The organism is Streptomyces aureus, from assembly GCF_001418135.1.
Lineage (GTDB): Bacteria > Actinomycetota > Actinomycetes > Streptomycetales > Streptomycetaceae > Streptomyces > Streptomyces aureus_A.
Genome location: NZ_LIPQ01000252.1, coordinates 1 through 15849 on the forward strand (window position 1 = coordinate 1; position 15849 = coordinate 15849).

Consider the following 15849-nt stretch of genomic DNA (forward strand, 5'->3'; position numbering starts at 1 on the left):
CCCGGCTGCTGCGACGGGCTGGACGAGCGGCGTGACGGCCCCTGGCGCCGCCGGCGGCGACGCAGGGCGGGTAGGGCCTACTCCGTGACGTCCTGGGGGTACCAGCGCAGCTCGACCGTGTTGCCGTCCGGGTCCTTGACGTAGACCGACTGGGCCGAACCGCGGGCGCCCCAGCGGGGGACGGGGCCCTCGATGACGTCGAACGTCCCGGAGTCGAGGACCTCCTGCCAGTCGAGAGGGTCCACGACGAGGCAGATGTGATCGACGTTGGACTCGCCGCGCGGGCGCGAGAAGAGGTCTATGACGGTGCTCTCGTCGATCCGCACGGACGGGAACGACACCTTCCCGGCCCGCCATTCCTCGACGCGCTCGCCCGCGAGCCCCAGGGGCCCGGTGTAGAACGCGAGCGCCGTCTCGACGTCGGTCACGTTGAGTACCAGGTGGTCGAAAGCCTTGACGCGCATGGAGCATCACCCTTCTGTAGGTACGTCGGTATTGCGGCGGGAAAGTCCGAAGGGGCACGACCGCCAGGCAGTCGTACCCCTTGGGACGGGAAAGAGAAGGTCAGGCCTTCTTCGTCTCCCAGAAGATGCGGTCGATCTCGGCGATGAGCTCCAGCGCCTTCTCGCCCGTCTTCGGGTCCGTCGACGCCTTGGCGGCCGAGAGGGCCTTCAGGGTGTCGTTGACCAGCTGGTTGAGCTCGGGGTACTTCTCGAAGTGCGGGGCCTTGAAGTAGTCGCTCCAGAGCACCGACACGTGGTGCTTGGCGAGCTCCGCGCGCTGCTCCTTGATGACCGTGGCGCGGGCGCGGAAGTGCGCGTCCTCGTTCGCCTGGTACTTCTCCTGGACAGCCTTGACCGACTCGGCCTCGATGCGGGCCTGGGCCGGGTCGTACACGCCGCACGGGAGGTCGCAGTGGGCGCTGACCTTCACCTTGGGGGCAAACAGGCGGGAGAGCATTGTGCCGTCCTTCCTCGTGATCGTCTTCTCAGGTGGGACATTACTCGGTGAGAAGGGCGATTTCGCGGGCGCCCCCTGGGGCTTAGGTCAAAAGTCCAGGGTCACCATGGGACTCGTGTACGAGTGAACGAGCGGATGTGTGGGTGGAGGCGCGGTGGACCGGCGGGCGGAGCGGGAGGTGCCGATGAGGGAATCGGGACGGGAGCGAGTGGCGGACGCCGGGGCTCCGTTCGGGATCGCCGAGGTGACGGGGGTGTCCATGGTGCCCACGCTGCTCCATGGGGATCAGCTGCTCGTGCACTACGGCGGACGCCTGCGGCCGGGGTGCGTGGCCGTGGTCCGGCATCCGCTCCAGCAGGATCTGCTCATCGTGAAGCGGCTGATCGAGCGACGTGACGGCGGCTGGTGGGTGCTCGGCGACAACCCGGACGCCGAGGGCGACAGCCGGGTCTTCGGGGCCGTACCGCCCGAGCTGGTCCTCGGGCGGGTGCGGGCGCGCTACCGGCCGCTGACGCCGGGGCGTCAGCGGTCGGCGGGGGTGACGCTCTCCTGGCTGTTCTCGGCGGTGAGGCCCGTCCGGTCCGACCGGTCGGCCTCCAGGCGCTTGCGGGCCCGGTAGGCGGCCACGTTGGCGCGGGTCGCGCAGCGGTCCGAGCAGTAGCGCCGGGAGCGGTTGGTGGACGTGTCCAGGTAGGCGTTGCGGCAGGGCGGTGCCTGGCAGAGGCCGAGGCGGTCCGCGCCGAACTCCGTCAGGTGGAAGGCGAGCCCCATCGCCGCGATCGCCGCGTATCCCGCGGTCGCGTTCGACGGGTGGTCCGCGAGATGCATGTGCCACCGCGGCCGGCCGTCCTCGTCGAGGATGTCGTGGCCCGAGATCTGCGGGCTGACCGGGAACTCCAGGAGCAGCGAGTTCAGCAGGTCCACGGCTCCCGTGTGGTCGCCCTCGTCGGCCGCGGTGAAGACCGCCCGCAGCCGGGCCCGTACGGCGCGGAAGCGGGTCACGTCGGACTCGGTGGCCCGGCGGGCCATCTGGGTGGCGGCGCCGAAGAGCTCGCGGATGACCTCGACGGAGGTCAGGGCGTCCTTGTTGCGGGCCGGCTCCTCGGTGTTGACCAGACGCACGGCGTAATCCGAGTAATAGGCCAGTTCCACTTGTAGTCCTTACTCCGGCGGTCTAGTGTCTCGGTCGGAAGGGGTAACAACTGTTTCCCTTATGAGGGTATTACGAAGAGGGGGAGGAGCGGCGATGACCGGAACCGACTGGGCGGCCTGGCAGCAGAGCTGGGACCGTCAGCAGGAGTGGTACATGCCGGACCGTGAGGAGCGCTTCCGGGTGATGCTCGACATGGTCGAGGCCATGGTGGGACCGAAGCCCCGCGTCCTCGACCTCGCGTGCGGTACGGGAAGTATCACGGATCGGCTCCTCAAGAGGTTCCCGGAGGCGACCAGTACCGGTGTCGACCTCGACCCGGCCCTCCTCGCCATCGCCGAGGGCTACTTCGCCGGCGACGAGCGCGTCACCTTCGTGACCGCCGACCTCAAGGACCCCGACTGGGCCGCCGGGCTGCCCCACGACTCGTACGACGCCGTCCTCACCGCGACCGCGCTCCACTGGCTCCACAGCGAGCCCCTGACGGCCCTCTACGGCCGGCTCGCCGGTCTCGTCCGCGACGACGGCGTCTTCATGAACGCCGACCACATGATCGACACGACCACCCCCCGGATCAACGCCGCCGAGCGCGCCCAGCGCCACGCCGTCATGGACCGCGCCAGGACCGGCGGCGCCCTGGACTGGGCCGAGTGGTGGGCGCTCGCCGCCGAGGACCCCGTCCTCGCCGGGCCCACCGCCCGCCGCTTCGAGATCTACGGCGAGCACGCCGACGGCGACATGCCCTCCCCGCGCTGGCACGCCGACACCCTCCTCGCCGCCGGATTCGGCGAGGCCAGGACCGTGTGGGCCTCGCCCTCCGACACCCTGCTCCTCGCCGTGAAGTAGCCGGCGCGGATGCGGGAAGGGGCGGTACGGGTTCTCCCGTACCGCCCCTTTCGCGTGTCCGCGGCTACAGCACCTTCGACAGGAACGCCTTCGTCCGGTCGTGCTGCGGGTTGCCCAGGACGTCGCGCGGGTTGCCCGACTCGACGACCACACCGCCGTCCATGAAGACCAGCGAGTCGCCGACCTCGCGGGCGAAGCCCATCTCGTGCGTGACGACGATCATCGTCATGCCCGACTCGGCGAGGTCCCGCATGACGTCGAGGACGTCACCGACCAGCTCCGGGTCGAGCGCCGACGTCGGCTCGTCGAAGAGCATCAGCTTCGGCTCCATCGCCAGCGCGCGGGCGATGGCGACACGCTGCTGCTGACCGCCGGAGAGCTGCGACGGGTAGTTCCCCATCTTGTCCCGCAGGCCCACGCGGTCGAGCAGACGCTCGGCACGCTCGCGTGCCACCGCCTTCGACTCGCCCTTCACCTGGATCGGGGCCTCCATGACGTTGGCCAGGGCCGTCATGTGGGGGAAGAGGTTGAAGCGCTGGAAGACCATGCCGATGTCACGGCGCTGGACCGCGACCTCGCTGTCCTTCAGCTCGTACAGCTTGCCGTTCTTCTCCCGGTAGCCGACCAGCTGGCCGTCGACCGAGAGCCGGCCGCCGTCGACCCGCTCCAGGTGGTTGATGCAGCGGAGGAAGGTCGACTTGCCGGAGCCGGAGGGGCCGACCAGGCAGAAGACCTCTCCGTTCTGGACCTCCAGGTCGATGCCCCGGAGGATGTGGGCCGCGCCGTAGGACTTGTGGACGCCTTCGGCCTTGACCATGGGCTCGCCGGTCATCCGGACACCGCCGATCGCTTGAAGGTGGTCAGGTTCGCGCGGATCCGCTGCCACGGGGTGGGCGGCAGGCTCCGCAGCGAACCGCGGGCGAAGCGGCGCTCCAGGTAGTACTGGCCGACGCTGAACACACTGGTCAGCGCGAGGTACCAGATGGAGGCGACGAAGAGCATCTCCATCACGGCGCCTGCCGTGCTGCCGATGTTCGACGAGGCCCGCAGGAGTTCTGTGTACTGCACGGCCGAGACGAGTGACGAGGTCTTCAGCATGTTGATGAACTCGTTGCCCGTCGGCGGCACGATGACCCGCATGGCCTGCGGAAGGACGACCCGGCCCATGGTCTTGGTCTGGGACATGCCGAGCGCGTGCGCGGCCTCCGTCTGGCCCTCGTCGACGGACTGGATGCCCGCCCGGACGATCTCCGCCATGTAGGCGCCCTCGTTGAGGCCGAGACCCAGCAGCGCGACCATGAACGGCGTCATGACGTCGACGGTCTCGTTCTTGTAGATCGGCCCGAGGTTGATGTACTCGAAGATCAGCGAGAGGTTGAACCAGACCAGCAGCTGCACGTACACCGGGGTGCCGCGGAAGAACCAGATGTAGAGCCAGGCGACGGCGCCGGTCACGGGGTTCTTGGACAGCCGCATCACCGCGAAGACGACACCGAGCACGAGGCCCAGGGCCATCGAGGCGACGCTGATGATCACGGTGTTCACCAGGCCGTCGAGGATCGACGGGTCGAACAGCTTGTCCCACACCGTGTCCCAGATGATGTTGCCCTGGGAGAAGGCGTAGACGAGCCATCCGAGCAGGACGACCACGACGACGGCGCTGACCCAGCGCCCGTAGTGCCGCACGGGGATGGCCTTGATCGCCTCGTACGGGGAGCCCGAGGCGCCGGGCCCGGCCGGAGCGGCGGCCGGGTCCTTGGAGATCTTGTCAGTCATGACGACTGCCCTTCAGTGGAGCGGGGAGGTCACTTGCAGGCGATGACGGGGAAGGTCACTCGCCGGCGTTGACGGTGGCCGTCTTGACGGCGCTGTCCGAGACGTCCCACTTCTTCAGGGCATCGGCGTAGGTGCCGTCCTTGATGATCGCGTCGAGCGCTTCCTTGATGGCGTCGCGCAGCTGGGGGTCGTCCTTCGAGACGCCGATGCCGAAGAGGCCGACGTCGCTCTGGTTCCCCACGACCTCGAAGTCGTTGCCGCCGCCCGAGGTCTTCGCGATGTACGCGGCGACCGGGTAGTCGTTGAGGTCGGCCACGGCGCCGCCGGCCTTGACGCGGGTCTGCGCCTCGGCGTCGGTGTCGAAGGCCTGGATCGTCAGCTTGTTGGCGCCGCACTTCGTGGCCTGGGCCTTGAAGGTGTCCTCGTAGATCGTGCCGCGCTGGACGGCCACGGTCTTGCCGCAGAGGTCGTCGAGCGAGTTGATGTTCTGCGGGTTGCCCTTCTTGACCAGGAGGGAGACACCGGAGCTGAAGTAGTCGACGAAGTCGATGCCCTTGCCGATCTTCTTCCCGTTGTCGTCCAGGCCCTCCTGGCGCTTCTTGTTGTCCGTCATCGAGGACATGATCACGTCCTGGCGACCGGTGTAGATCGAGGTGATCAGACCGTCGAAGGTGCCCGACGTGAACTTGAACTCGACGCCGAGCTGCTTGCCCAGGGCCGCGGCGATGTCGGGGTCGACGCCGACGATCTTGCCGCCCTCGGTGAACTCCATCGGGGCGTACGAGGCGTCGGTGCCGACCTTGATGACACCGGCCTTCTGGATGTCGGCGGGGAGCTTCGAGAAGAGCGGTGCGGCGTTGGCGGAGCCGCCGTCCTTCGTCGGGGTGGCGGAGGAGCCGCCCTCGGTCTGGTCGCCACAGGCGGTCAGCAGCACGGAGCCGACGACCGCGGTGGCGGCGACCGCGGCAAGACGGGACGTGCGGGTCTTGGCGGTCGTACAGCGCGTGGAGCGTGCGGTCATGATCGGGTTCCTCCGGCGGGTGAGGGAGTTGCCAGTGGGTCACGTACGTCTCTTCGAGTGTCGTGACCTCGTGTGATTACGGCATCTTGCCATTCGGACCGCCTCAAACCGACGGCCACGGATGTCAAAATCGGATAACGGGTGACCCCCGAATGCCAACAGGCCGGTACATCAGGGCCGGATCTTCTACTGGATGCCTTCCACGTCGCCGAAGAATTTCCTGTTGATCTCGCCATTCGGACGACACGAAGGCCACCAATCGGGTGCTTGAAGCACCTATATGGACATGGGGTGACGTGTCGTCCCCCGTCCGTGTCCGGATGCACTCGGTATGAGTCGCGTCACCGAGCGGATATGGACTCGTCTGCGGTGCCGTCCGTCCGGTAAGAAGGATCCTTACACCCCTCATCCGGGGCTCAGGGCGCGTTGTGCGGCGCGCCCGCGCGGCTACCAGACACGGCGGCCGCGGGACCCGCCCACCGCTCCACACCAGGAGCGGCCAACCCTCAAATGAAGCAGACTTAAGGGGTCAACCCAATGGCAGCGGAGATCGTCAATCCTCGCAGTGACAGCGGTACGGAAGGAGCTCCGGAGGAGCCCTTCGATCCTGTCTTCGCCCTCCACCGGGGCGGCAAGATGGCCATTCAGGCCACCGTTCCCGTCCGAGACAGGGACGACCTGTCCCTCGCGTACACGCCCGGCGTCGCCAAGGTGTGCACCGCGATCGCCGAGCAGCCCGACCTGGTCAACGACTACACCTGGAAGTCCCAGGTCGTCGCGGTCGTGACCGACGGTACGGCGGTGCTCGGCCTCGGTGACATCGGCCCGGAGGCCTCCCTCCCGGTCATGGAGGGGAAGGCCATCCTCTTCAAGCAGTTCGGCGGCGTGGACGCGGTCCCGATCGCCCTCGCCACCACCGACACCGACGAGATCGTCGAGACCGTCGTCCGGCTGGCCCCGTCCTTCGGCGGCGTCAACCTGGAGGACATCTCGGCCCCGCGGTGCTTCGAGATCGAGCGCAAGCTCCAGGAGCGCCTCGACATCCCCGTCTTCCACGACGACCAGCACGGCACCGCCATCGTCACCCTCGCCGCCCTCCGCAACGCGGCGAAGCTGACCGGCCGGACCCTCGGCGACCTGCGCGCGGTCATCTCCGGCGCCGGCGCGGCCGGAGTCGCCATCGCCAAGTTCCTCCTGGAGGCCGGGCTCGGCGACGTCGCCGTCGCCGACCGCAAGGGCATCGTCAGCCGCGACCGGGACGACCTCAACCCGGTCAAGCGCGAGATCGCCGACCTCACCAACAAGGCGGGCCTCAGCGGCTCCCTGGAGACCGCCCTCGCCGGCGCCGACGTCTTCATCGGCGTCTCCGGCGGTACGGTCCCCGAGGCGGCCGTCGCCTCCATGGCTCCGAACGCCTTCGTGTTCGCCATGGCCAACCCGAACCCCGAGGTCCACCCCGACGTCGCGCACAAGTACGCGGCCGTCGTGGCGACGGGGCGTTCGGACTACCCGAACCAGATCAACAACGTCCTCGCGTTCCCCGGCATCTTCGCCGGCGCGCTCCAGGTCCGGGCCTCCCGGATCACCGAGGGCATGAAGATCGCCGCGGCCAACGCGATCGCGGACGTCGTCGGCGACCAGCTCGCCGCCGACTGCGTGATCCCGTCGCCGTTCGACGAGCGGGTCGCCCCGGCCGTCGCGGCCGCGGTCGCCGCCGCCGCCCGTGCGGAGGGCGTCGCCCGCCGCTGACGCGTCGCGCACCCCGTGAAGGGCCCCGTCCTGTCCGAGGACGGGGCCCTTTCGTGTACGGGGAGCCGCCGGGGCGAGGGAGGGACGCGCGTCACACGGGCGCGTGGTTCCGTGGCCTGCCCGTGGCCGCCTAGGGTCGGGGCCATGTTCGCTGCCTACGCTGCCCGAATCGACCGCGACCAGCCCCTGAACGGCCTCGAATTGGGTGAACGTCCCGAACCCGAGGTGCGGCCGGGGTGGACCACCGTCACCGTCAAGGCCGCCTCGCTCAACCACCACGACCTGTGGTCGCTGCGCGGGGTCGGACTGCCCGAGGAGAAGCTGCCGATGATCCTCGGCTGCGACGCCGCCGGGATCGACGAGGACGGCAACGAGGTCGTCCTGCATTCCGTGATCGGCCAGACCGGCCACGGCGTCGGACCCGACGAGCCCCGGTCCATCCTCACCGAGCGCTACCAGGGCACCTTCGCCGAGCGGGTGACCGTGCCCCGCTGGAACGTGCTGCCCAAGCCGAAGGAGCTCTCCTTCGAGGAGGCCGCCTGTCTGCCCACCGCCTGGCTGACCGCCTACCGCATGCTCTTCACCAATGCCGGTGTACGGCCCGGGGACTCGGTGCTCGTGCAGGGCGCGGGCGGCGGTGTCGCCACCGCCGCGATCGCCCTCGGCAAGGCCGCCGGCCTGCGGGTCTTCGCCACCAGCCGTGACGAGGAGAAGCGCAAGCGGGCCGTCGAGCTCGGCGCCGTCGAGGCGTTCGAGCCGGGCGCGCGGCTCCCGCAGCGGGTGGACGCGGTCATCGAGACCGTCGGTGCCGCCACCTGGTCCCACTCCGTCAAGTCGCTGCGGCCCGGCGGCACGCTCGTCATCTCGGGCGCCACGAGCGGCGACCGGCCCGCGCACGCCGAGCTGACCCGGATCTTCTTCCTGGAACTGAAGGTCGTCGGCTCGACCATGGGCTCCAAGGACGAGCTGGAGGACCTGCTGTCCTTCTGCGCGGCGACGGGTGTCCGGCCGGTCGTCGACGAGGTCCTGCCGCTGGACCGGGCGCGGGAGGGCTTCGAGCGGATGGCCTCCGGCGAACTCTTCGGAAAGATCGTCCTGAAGACGTCGTGACGACCCCTTGATTACTCGTCGGTAGGACTGATGGGATCTCCGGCACGTGAAACGTGAACAACGCTCACTTCGTCGTGCCGGAGGTCTACCTTGTCGCGAACCACCCACGCGTGGCGAACCACCCTTGTCACGGGCGCCCTCGCCGCCGCGCTGATCGCCCCCACCGTGCCCGCCGCCGCCGTCGATCGCCCGGAGACCGGCGGGGACGCGATTCCCGCGCTCACCGACGAGCGTGGCCGCACGCTCACCCTGCGCGGCTGGAACGTCGGGGACAAGGCGCACAGTGGTGACGCCGCCCTCTCCGGCGTGACCGAGAAGCACTTCCGCGACATGCGGGCCAAGGGCTTCAACTTCGCCCGGCTCCTCGTCTTCTGGGACGACCTGGAGCCCCGGCCCGGCCAGTACAGCCAGTCCTATCTGCGGAAGATCGAGCGGATCCTGGACTGGGCGGAGAAGTACGACGTCAACGTCGTCATCGACGCCCACCAGGACGTCTTCGGTCCCGCCTTCGGCCACCGGGGCGTGCCCGCCTGGGCGACCAGGACCGACGGGCTGCCCTTCACGCCGCACCCCGACGACTGGTTCTCCGAGTACTTCGAGCCCGCCGTGCAGCGCGCCTTCACCCACCTGTACGAGGACGAGGACCTGCGGCGCGCCCAGGCCCGGATGTGGCGGGTGCTCGCCGACCGCTTCGAGGACCACCCGGCCGTGCTCGGCTACGACCCGATCAACGAGCCGATGGGCGAGCTGCGCGAGGGCGAGGACCTGGCGACCGCCGCCCGGCGCATCGAGCGGGATCAGATCACCCCGATGTACAACCGTGTCGCGGACGCGATCCGTTCGGTCGACAGGGACAACTGGATCTTCGTCGAACCGACGCCCATCGTGGGCGAGGGCGTGCCCACGGGACTCGGCCGGATCGACGACCCGAAGATCGTCTACGCCCCGCACTTCTACAACGGCGCGATGGAGGCCGGCGGGGACTACGACCCGGCGGCCCGCTGGATCGAGAACTACGAGCAGGCCGTCACCCTGTACCCGAAGGAGTACAAGGTCCCCGTGGTGGTGGGCGAGTGGGGACCGCTCAACAACGCGCAGCCGAACATGAACCGCTTCTACCGGGAGGCCATGGCTTCGCTCGGCCGCTACAGCTCCGGCTGGGCGGGCTGGGAGTGGTGCTACGGCGGCGGCTACTGCGCCGTGGACGGCACGGGGGCGTTCCGTACGAACAAGGAGCTGACGGCCGAGCCCTACGCGGAGGCGGTCGCGGGCACGGTGCGCTCCGCCGCCTACGACCCGGGTGCCGGGGTCTACCGCCTCTCGTACGACTCCGCCGGGCCGCGCGGCTCCCGGGTCACCGAGCTCGCCCTGCCGCCCGGCGACTGGCGGGTGACGGCCCGGGGCGGGGCGCTGGTGCTCCGCCCGACCCCCGGCCGGGCCCTGGTCCTCGCGGCCCCGGGTGCCCGCGTGACGGTGACCGTCACCCGGCGCTGAGGCCCTGCCGGGACGCCCGGTTCAGATCGTCGGCAGGGGGGCCGTGACCCCGGCGGTCCCGCGCTCACCGGCGCCCCCGTGCCCCCGGCGGTCACCCTCAGCCGGGACCCGTGGCTCCGGCGGTCGCGCTCAGCCGGGACCCGTGCCCCCGGCGGTCACCCTCAGCCGGGACCCGTGGCTCCGGCGGTCGCGCTCAGCCGGGACCCGTGGCTCCGGCGGTCGCGCTCAGCCGGGACCCGTGGCTCCGGCGGTCGCGCGCTCGGCCGGAACCCCGTGCCCCCGGCGGTCACGCTCTCGGGCGGGACCGCAGCAGGCCCGTGATCCGGATCGCCGCCGTCGACAGCTGGTCGCGGGTCTCGGCCAGCTGTTCCTGGCTCACCCCGTGGTCGCGGGCCGCGTCCCTGATCTCGTCGCGGAAGCGGTCGAGGAGCCGGTCCAGGTCGCGGGCCGGGTCGCCCGAGCCCTCCGTGTCCCGAGCCCACTCCGGCACCTCGTCGGCCGGGGCCGCCGCGAACGGCGGCTCCTGGCCGCCGGCCTTCGGGTGGGTCGTGCCCGCCACGAGGCCGCCGAGCTGGGCCGTGATGTCCGAGAGGCCCTCCCAGACCCCCTTGGGCCAGTCGCCGCGCGAGAAGCGGTCCTGGACCTCCTCCTGCACCTGCTGGGCGATCCGCTGGAACTCCTTCGCCTGGTGGCGGGCGGACTTGGCCTCGGCGCGGGCCTGGCGGGCCTGCTCCTTCCACTCCTGTCCGACCCGGCGCAGCTCCTCCTTGGCCTCGGCGAACGAGGAGGACTCCGCCGCGCGGGTCCGGCCCGCCGCCGCGCGCATCTCGCTGCGCACCCGGCCCGCCGCACCGCGCACGTCGTCCCGGATCTCCGCCGCGAGCTCCGACACCGACTCGCGGATCTCCCGCTCCAGGTCGTCCAGTTCGGCGCCCCGCCCGGCCAGCTCGGCACGGCCGGCGTCGGTGATCGAGTAGACCTTGCGGCCGCCCTCGCTGGCGTGGGTGACGAGGCCCTCGGCCTCCAGCTTGGCCAGGCGCGGGTAGACCGTGCCCGCCGAGGGCGCGTACAGGCCCTGGAAGCGCTCCTCCAGGAGGCGGATCACCTCGTAACCGTGGCGTGGCGCCTCGTCGAGCAGCTTGAGCAGATAGAGACGCAGGCGGCCGTGCGCGAAGACGGGCGGCATGTCAGAGCACCTTTCCGGTCGCGGAGGGGGTGGGGGAGGGGGCGGAGCCGCCGTCCTCTTCGGACTCGGGACGGCGGAGCAGGGCGATGGAGCCGGAGACGGTGGTCGCCTTGAGGGTGCCCCGGCCCGAACCGAGGGTGCCGGTGACGGATTTGGTGCCCCACTGTCCGGCCACGCGCAGGTCCTCGAAGGCGTTCGACACGGAGCCCGTCGTCGTGTTGGCCTCGACGCGGGCGTCGGCCGGGTGGGGGAGGCGGATGGCGACCTCGCCGGAGAGGCTGGAGAGCCGGATGTCGGCGGGCGGCCCGTCGAGCTCGGCCGGGTCGAGGTCGATGACCATGTCGCCGCTGACGGTCTCGGCCCGCACGGAGGCGCCCGCGCCCTCGATCACCGTCACGTCGCCGGTCACCGAGTTGATCCGGAGCGCGCCCGTGACCGACTGGGCCTCCAGATTGCCCGAGACGCTCTCGGCGCGGACCGGGCCGGAGAGCCGGAGGAGGGTGGTGTCGCCGGAGACGCCGCGCACCTCCGTGCGCCCGGTGATGCCGGTGACGACGGCCTCGGCGCCGACCACGGTCACCTCGACGTCGACGCCCGCGGGGACGGCGACGGAGACGACGGCCCGGCGCCGGAACTCCTTGCGGTCGAGCCACTTGAGGGCGCTCTTCCACTGGAGGTCCTCGTAGCCCACGGTCAGGGTGGAGCCGTCCTGGGACACGATCAGCGGCGGGCCCTCGACCTCGGAGACCTCCACGCGGGCGGAACTCTCGTCCGTCCCCACCACGTTCACCGTGCCGTTGACGATGCGGACCCGCAGCCGGGTCACGGGGTCGGCAGGGGCCAGCTTCGTCGGCTCGGTGACGGACCACTCTGTCATGGTGCTGACCTCCCGTTTCGGCAACGCAACATATCGTGTTTCTCGATAGACACGATATATCGCGGTGCGGGGAAGTCAACCCTGACTCTCCCCTGACAGGGTGGGGGCAATTGCCGTCGTACGCGGACAAATTGGCCTAGCGTAGGGCCCATGAACGCGACATCCGGACCGCATCCCGTCGGGGCACTGCTCCTCTGCCGTGCCGATCCCCCCACGGTCCGGCCACCCGCCCAGCTGCTCCGCGAGCACCTGCTGCTCGCCCCCGCGGGCGACGACTGGAGCGTGCTCGTACCGGAGGGGAAGCCCTGGCTCCACGGCGGGGAGCCGGTCGAACAGGTCGTCACCGGCTGGGCCACCGCCCTCGCCGTCTCGGCCGCCGGCTGGCCCGTCGTCGCGTTCTGGTGGGACCGCGACCGGGCCGGTCTCACGCTCGCCGCCGGGTTCCGCCGTACGGTCGGCTACACCTGGCTGGCGGACGGCACGCCCGTCGGCGAGGACGAGGCCATGCGCACCTTCGCCGCCCGGCTCGCGCTCGACCCCGTCCTGGACGTCCAGGCCCTGGAACCGCTCACCGGCCCCGACCCGGACGCCGACGGCCACGCCCGGCTCCTCGGCGTCGTCGCCGTCCTCGGCCGCGTCGGGCTCGCCCTGCCGACAGGGCTCCTCCCCGGCGAGAGCGCCGACCGGCTCCGCTCCGTCGCCCTGGCCCAGGGCGCCGAGCAGCTCGAATGGTCGGGCTGGAGGGATGCCGTACGCGCCGAACTCGACGTGATGGAGGGCGGCCCGCTCGGCCCGTACCTGCGCGGCCCCAAGGCGCGCGTACTGAACGGGGTGCAGCTCGCCGCGGGGGTGCCGCTGCTGATCTGGGGCCTCGGCCGGCGCAGTGGCGGCTGGGCGACGGCCGGGGCGCTGCTCGTCGCCCACGGCGCGCTCGGCCTCGCCTACGACCGACTGCGGGAGGGGTGACCCGCGCGGGGTCACCCCTCGGGGCGGGCTGTTTCCACGAGCCGGCCCTACTCGTCCTCGTCGTCCTCGTCGTCAAGACGGGCCAGCCAGGTCGCGAGGCGCTCGACCGGCACCTCGAAGTCGGGGTTGAGATCGACGAACGTCCGCAGCTGCTCGGCGAGCCACTCGAAGGTGACTTCCTCCTCGCCGCGCCGCTTCTCCAGTTCCTCGATGCCACGGTCGGTGAAGTACATGCGTTCAGGATAGGCCGAACACCTCACGTCCCCTGTCGCCCGTCAGTCCCACCGACTAGCCTTCCCCATCATCGTTTCGGGGAGCGGGGGCGCTGTGACGCACGGGATCGCGCGTATTCGGCTGGACGACGGCACGCCCGTCTGGGCCCGGGTCAGTGACGTGCAGGAACTCGGCAGGGGCGGTGGGTTCCAGGACACCGGCGTCAAGGACCGGGTGGTCTCGATGGCCGGCGGACTCACGGACGTGGTGCGCGGGGTGGTCGGATCGCTGCGGGCCGGGCTCGACCCGCAGGGGTCCGTGGAGGTCGCCGTCAGCTTCGGCATCGAGCTGTCGGCGCAGTCCGGCAAGGTGATCGGAGTCCTCGCCGACGGCTCGGGCAAGGCCTCCGTGAACGTCTCCCTGACCTGGACCGAACCGGGCCGGCCCGCCGAGCCCGCCACCGGTCCCGCGCCGGACTCCGTCGCGGATCCCGCGGCCGTTCCCGCACCCCGGCCGCCCGCATCCGATCCCTCCGCGGCGGACCCGGCGGCCGATGAGCCCGCATGAGCGCCTTCGACGCTCTCGTGCGCCCCGCATTGGTACGTATCGCCGCTCCCGACTGCGGGTATGACCCGCACGGCGACCGGTACTGGGGCACCGGCTTCTTCATCGCCCCCGGCTGGGTGCTGACCTGCGCCCATGTCGTGGCCGAGGGGGGAAGCGCGGTGTGGAGGAGCGAGCCCGCCGTCGGCATCACCTGGGAGGACGGAAAGACCTCCCGGGAGACCACCGGCACCGTCGTGCTCGCCCTGCCGCGCCCCGACCGGCCCGACGACCCGCCGGACCGGTGGGCCTTCCCCGACATCGCGCTCGTCCGCGTGCCCGGCGCGCAGAAGGCGTCCTGCGTGCGCCTCGGGGAGCGCCCGCCGATCCCGCCGACCTCCGTCGGACTGCACGGCTGGTCCCGGGAGACCGGCGAGCTCGGCATCCGGCACGTCCACGGCACCCTGATCGGCACGGACGGCAAGGCGCTCATCACCGACTGGGTCATGCCCGTCGAAGGCTGCTCCGGCGGCCCCGTCGTCGACCACCAGCAGGGCGCCGTCGTCGGCCTCAACAAGGGACGCGGCCGCGACGGCGGCGCCGTCGTCCCCGTCACCGCGCTGCGCCGGCTGCACGACCTCCCCGGCGGCGAGGCGATGGGCGAGGCGCTGCGCGCCCACGACCGCTACCACCTCGCCCGCTACCGCTCCCTGGACGACCGGCCCGACTGGACCCGCACCCAGGGACGTCTCACCGGCTCGACGGGCGTCGGACCGGGTCTGCGCACCCAGCTGTACGGACACTTCGCCGAGTTGCCCGCGCCCACCGCGCCCGGCGAGATCATGGACCTCATCGACCAGGTCAAGGCCTGGATCAGGGACGACGAACTGCCGGACGCCCTGGAGGACGACCCGCGCACCTGGAGCGAGGGCGCCGGACTCCTGCGCGGTCTGCGGGCGCCCCGCAGGGACGGCGTCCGCGACCTCGAACTCGACGCGGTGCTCCTGTACGCCGCCCATGTCGCCCGGCACGTGCGCGGACGGTACGGCGAGCGGGTCGACACCGCGGCCCTCACCCACTGGATCGTCGACGAGTCGGGCGACGCCGACCGGCACCTCCGGCGCGAGATCGACCGGCTCGTCAGCCCCGGCAGGCCGGCCCCCCTCTCCGTACGCGAACCCCGCGCGCGTGCCGACGTCCTCCTGGAGATCGACCCCCCGGTCTACGACCCGGGCCGTTACCCGTGGCGGGTCAAGCTCCTCCTCGACGGGCACACGGTCAGCCCGCTCCACTTCGACGAGCGGGGCGTCACCCGGGCACAGCTCAGGGAGACCCTGCGCGAACCGCTCGCGGACGCCCTGCGGCGCGGCGACAGCGGCCGGCACCTGGCCGCCGTGGAGGCGGTGCTGCCGCTCGAACTCTTCGACGAACCCCTCGACACCTGGCGGCTCGAACCGCCCCAGGGCGGCCCCGAGGACGCCTGGGCGACCACTCTCGGCCAGCGCAGGTTCGTCGTCATCCGCGACCGCCGCCGCCACGACCGGGAACCGGCCCCCGAATGGCGCGAGCGCTGGGAGGCGGCGGAGAGCGGGCCGCTCCGCGCCGCCCCGCTCCGCGCGGAGGTGCCCGGGGCGGGCCCGGACGCCCACACCGCGCGCGTCCGCCGGGAGACCTGGGCGGAGACGTACGACCGGCTGCGGGAGGCCGAGGGCGGCACCGTCCCCGTGTACTGCGGCCGGGTGGGCGGCGGCGACGGGCTCATGGCGATGCACGCGGCGCTCGCCGCCGGGCATCCGCTCGCCCTCTGGCGTACCGGCGCCCACGACCACACCGACTGCGCGGAGTTCCACGAGCGGGCCCACCGGCTGATCTCCGCCGCCCGCACCGCCTGGGACGTCCGAGGGCCCGTCAGATCCCTGCGCACGCGCGCGACGGACCGGGCGGCGGGCCCCGAGTCG

At 71.3% G+C, this 15849-nt stretch carries 17 protein-coding genes; 8 read left to right on the plus strand and 9 right to left on the minus strand.

Annotated elements, in window-relative coordinates; translation table 11 throughout:
• Nucleotides 1–77: 77 nt before the first annotated feature.
• Both AOK00_RS21140 and sodN read right to left on the minus strand, forming a co-directional pair.
• Entirely contained in the window at nt 78–464 is a 387-nt protein-coding gene (locus tag AOK00_RS21140) for a VOC family protein (protein WP_055601864.1), read from the minus strand.
• 100 nt (nt 465–564) lie between these two features.
• Nucleotides 565–960, minus strand: a complete 396-nt coding sequence (sodN, locus tag AOK00_RS21145) for a superoxide dismutase, Ni (protein WP_030320908.1) — start codon at nt 958–960, stop codon at nt 565–567.
• Between the two features lie 184 nt (nt 961–1144).
• Here sodN and sodX point away from each other — a divergent pair, with 184 nt between their 5' ends.
• Nucleotides 1145–1579 (plus strand): nickel-type superoxide dismutase maturation protease, encoded by a 435-nt coding sequence (sodX, locus tag AOK00_RS21150; protein ID WP_079042111.1) that lies wholly within the window; start codon nt 1145–1147, stop codon nt 1577–1579.
• Here the strand turns inward: sodX and AOK00_RS21155 are convergent.
• A complete protein-coding gene (locus AOK00_RS21155) occupies nt 1483–2112 on the minus strand; it encodes a CGNR zinc finger domain-containing protein (protein ID WP_055601866.1) in 630 nt (209 codons plus the stop codon). The genes sodX and AOK00_RS21155 overlap by 97 nt on opposite strands.
• Before the next feature lie 94 nt (nt 2113–2206).
• Here AOK00_RS21155 and AOK00_RS21160 point away from each other — a divergent pair, with 94 nt between their 5' ends.
• The gene (locus tag AOK00_RS21160) at nt 2207–2956 is read left to right on the plus strand and encodes a class I SAM-dependent methyltransferase (protein WP_055601867.1); all 750 of its coding nucleotides are present in this window, start codon (nt 2207–2209) and stop codon (nt 2954–2956) included.
• A gap of 64 nt (nt 2957–3020) precedes the next feature.
• Here the strand turns inward: AOK00_RS21160 and AOK00_RS21165 are convergent, their stop codons facing one another.
• The 3 genes from AOK00_RS21165 to AOK00_RS21175 are packed head-to-tail and all read right to left on the minus strand — an operon-like array spanning nt 3021 to nt 5753.
• Nucleotides 3021–3788: an amino acid ABC transporter ATP-binding protein gene (locus AOK00_RS21165; RefSeq protein ID WP_030320915.1), complete on the minus strand. Its 768-nt coding sequence runs from the start codon at nt 3786–3788 to the stop codon at nt 3021–3023.
• A complete protein-coding gene (locus AOK00_RS21170; RefSeq protein ID WP_055601868.1) occupies nt 3785–4732 on the minus strand; it encodes an amino acid ABC transporter permease in 948 nt (315 codons plus the stop codon). The genes AOK00_RS21165 and AOK00_RS21170 overlap by 4 nt, the downstream gene beginning before the upstream one ends.
• A gap of 55 nt (nt 4733–4787) precedes the next feature.
• On the minus strand, nt 4788–5753 hold the full coding sequence (locus tag AOK00_RS21175; RefSeq protein WP_055601869.1) for an ABC transporter substrate-binding protein: 966 nt from the start codon (nt 5751–5753) through the stop codon (nt 4788–4790).
• A 537-nt stretch (nt 5754–6290) separates the two neighbouring features.
• On the opposite strand from AOK00_RS21175, the gene AOK00_RS21180 reads away from it, so the two are divergent.
• The 3 genes from AOK00_RS21180 (at nt 6291) to AOK00_RS21190 (ending at nt 10106) form a co-directional block, all read left to right on the plus strand.
• Complete coding sequence (locus AOK00_RS21180) at nt 6291–7502, plus strand: NAD(P)-dependent malic enzyme (RefSeq protein WP_055601870.1); 1212 nt, start codon at nt 6291–6293, stop codon at nt 7500–7502.
• 144 nt (nt 7503–7646) lie between these two features.
• Nucleotides 7647–8612, plus strand: coding sequence for a zinc-binding dehydrogenase (locus AOK00_RS21185; RefSeq protein ID WP_030320920.1), 966 nt, complete (start codon nt 7647–7649; stop codon nt 8610–8612).
• Between the two features lie 90 nt (nt 8613–8702).
• Entirely contained in the window at nt 8703–10106 is a 1404-nt protein-coding gene (locus AOK00_RS21190; protein WP_055601871.1) for a cellulase family glycosylhydrolase, read from the plus strand.
• A 286-nt stretch (nt 10107–10392) separates the two neighbouring features.
• Here AOK00_RS21190 and AOK00_RS21195 read toward each other — a convergent pair whose 3' ends face one another.
• Nucleotides 10393–11292 (minus strand): PadR family transcriptional regulator, encoded by a 900-nt coding sequence (locus AOK00_RS21195; RefSeq protein ID WP_055601872.1) that lies wholly within the window; start codon nt 11290–11292, stop codon nt 10393–10395.
• A gap of 1 nt (nt 11293) precedes the next feature.
• The gene (locus AOK00_RS21200; RefSeq protein ID WP_055601873.1) at nt 11294–12169 is read right to left on the minus strand and encodes a DUF4097 family beta strand repeat-containing protein; all 876 of its coding nucleotides are present in this window, start codon (nt 12167–12169) and stop codon (nt 11294–11296) included.
• 150 nt (nt 12170–12319) lie between these two features.
• Here AOK00_RS21200 and AOK00_RS21205 point away from each other — a divergent pair, with 150 nt between their 5' ends.
• Nucleotides 12320–13135: a hypothetical protein gene (locus AOK00_RS21205; protein ID WP_055601874.1), complete on the plus strand. Its 816-nt coding sequence runs from the start codon at nt 12320–12322 to the stop codon at nt 13133–13135.
• 47 nt (nt 13136–13182) lie between these two features.
• On the opposite strand, the gene AOK00_RS21210 is transcribed toward AOK00_RS21205, so the two are convergent.
• A complete protein-coding gene (locus AOK00_RS21210) occupies nt 13183–13368 on the minus strand; it encodes a DUF6104 family protein (protein WP_010061466.1) in 186 nt (61 codons plus the stop codon).
• A 94-nt stretch (nt 13369–13462) separates the two neighbouring features.
• On the opposite strand from AOK00_RS21210, the gene AOK00_RS21215 reads away from it, so the two are divergent.
• Both AOK00_RS21215 and AOK00_RS21220 read left to right on the plus strand, forming a co-directional pair.
• Nucleotides 13463–13915: a CU044_2847 family protein gene (locus AOK00_RS21215; protein ID WP_107097439.1), complete on the plus strand. Its 453-nt coding sequence runs from the start codon at nt 13463–13465 to the stop codon at nt 13913–13915.
• Nucleotides 13912–15849 (plus strand): trypsin-like peptidase domain-containing protein (locus tag AOK00_RS21220; RefSeq protein WP_055601875.1); only part of this gene is annotated, 1938 nt, incomplete at its 3' end. The genes AOK00_RS21215 and AOK00_RS21220, both read left to right, overlap by 4 nt.

Bases quoted from the DNA above. Each gene is read 5' to 3' on its own strand.
- AOK00_RS21140 (WP_055601864.1), bottom strand. From the start codon at position 464: ATGCGCGTCAAGGCTTTCGACCACCTGGTACTCAACGTGACCGACGTC.
- sodN (WP_030320908.1), bottom strand. From the start codon at position 960: ATGCTCTCCCGCCTGTTTGCCCCCAAGGTGAAGGTCAGCGCCCACTGC.
- sodX (WP_079042111.1), top strand. From the start codon at position 1,145: ATGAGGGAATCGGGACGGGAGCGAGTGGCGGACGCCGGGGCTCCGTTC.
- AOK00_RS21160 (WP_055601867.1), top strand. From the start codon at position 2,207: ATGACCGGAACCGACTGGGCGGCCTGGCAGCAGAGCTGGGACCGTCAG.
- AOK00_RS21165 (WP_030320915.1), bottom strand. From the start codon at position 3,788: ATGACCGGCGAGCCCATGGTCAAGGCCGAAGGCGTCCACAAGTCCTAC.
- AOK00_RS21170 (WP_055601868.1), bottom strand. From the start codon at position 4,732: ATGACTGACAAGATCTCCAAGGACCCGGCCGCCGCTCCGGCCGGGCCC.
- AOK00_RS21175 (WP_055601869.1), bottom strand. From the start codon at position 5,753: ATGACCGCACGCTCCACGCGCTGTACGACCGCCAAGACCCGCACGTCC.
- AOK00_RS21180 (WP_055601870.1), top strand. From the start codon at position 6,291: ATGGCAGCGGAGATCGTCAATCCTCGCAGTGACAGCGGTACGGAAGGA.
- AOK00_RS21185 (WP_030320920.1), top strand. From the start codon at position 7,647: ATGTTCGCTGCCTACGCTGCCCGAATCGACCGCGACCAGCCCCTGAAC.
- AOK00_RS21195 (WP_055601872.1), bottom strand. From the start codon at position 11,292: ATGCCGCCCGTCTTCGCGCACGGCCGCCTGCGTCTCTATCTGCTCAAG.
- AOK00_RS21200 (WP_055601873.1), bottom strand. From the start codon at position 12,169: ATGACAGAGTGGTCCGTCACCGAGCCGACGAAGCTGGCCCCTGCCGAC.
- AOK00_RS21205 (WP_055601874.1), top strand. From the start codon at position 12,320: ATGAACGCGACATCCGGACCGCATCCCGTCGGGGCACTGCTCCTCTGC.
- AOK00_RS21210 (WP_010061466.1), bottom strand. From the start codon at position 13,368: ATGTACTTCACCGACCGTGGCATCGAGGAACTGGAGAAGCGGCGCGGC.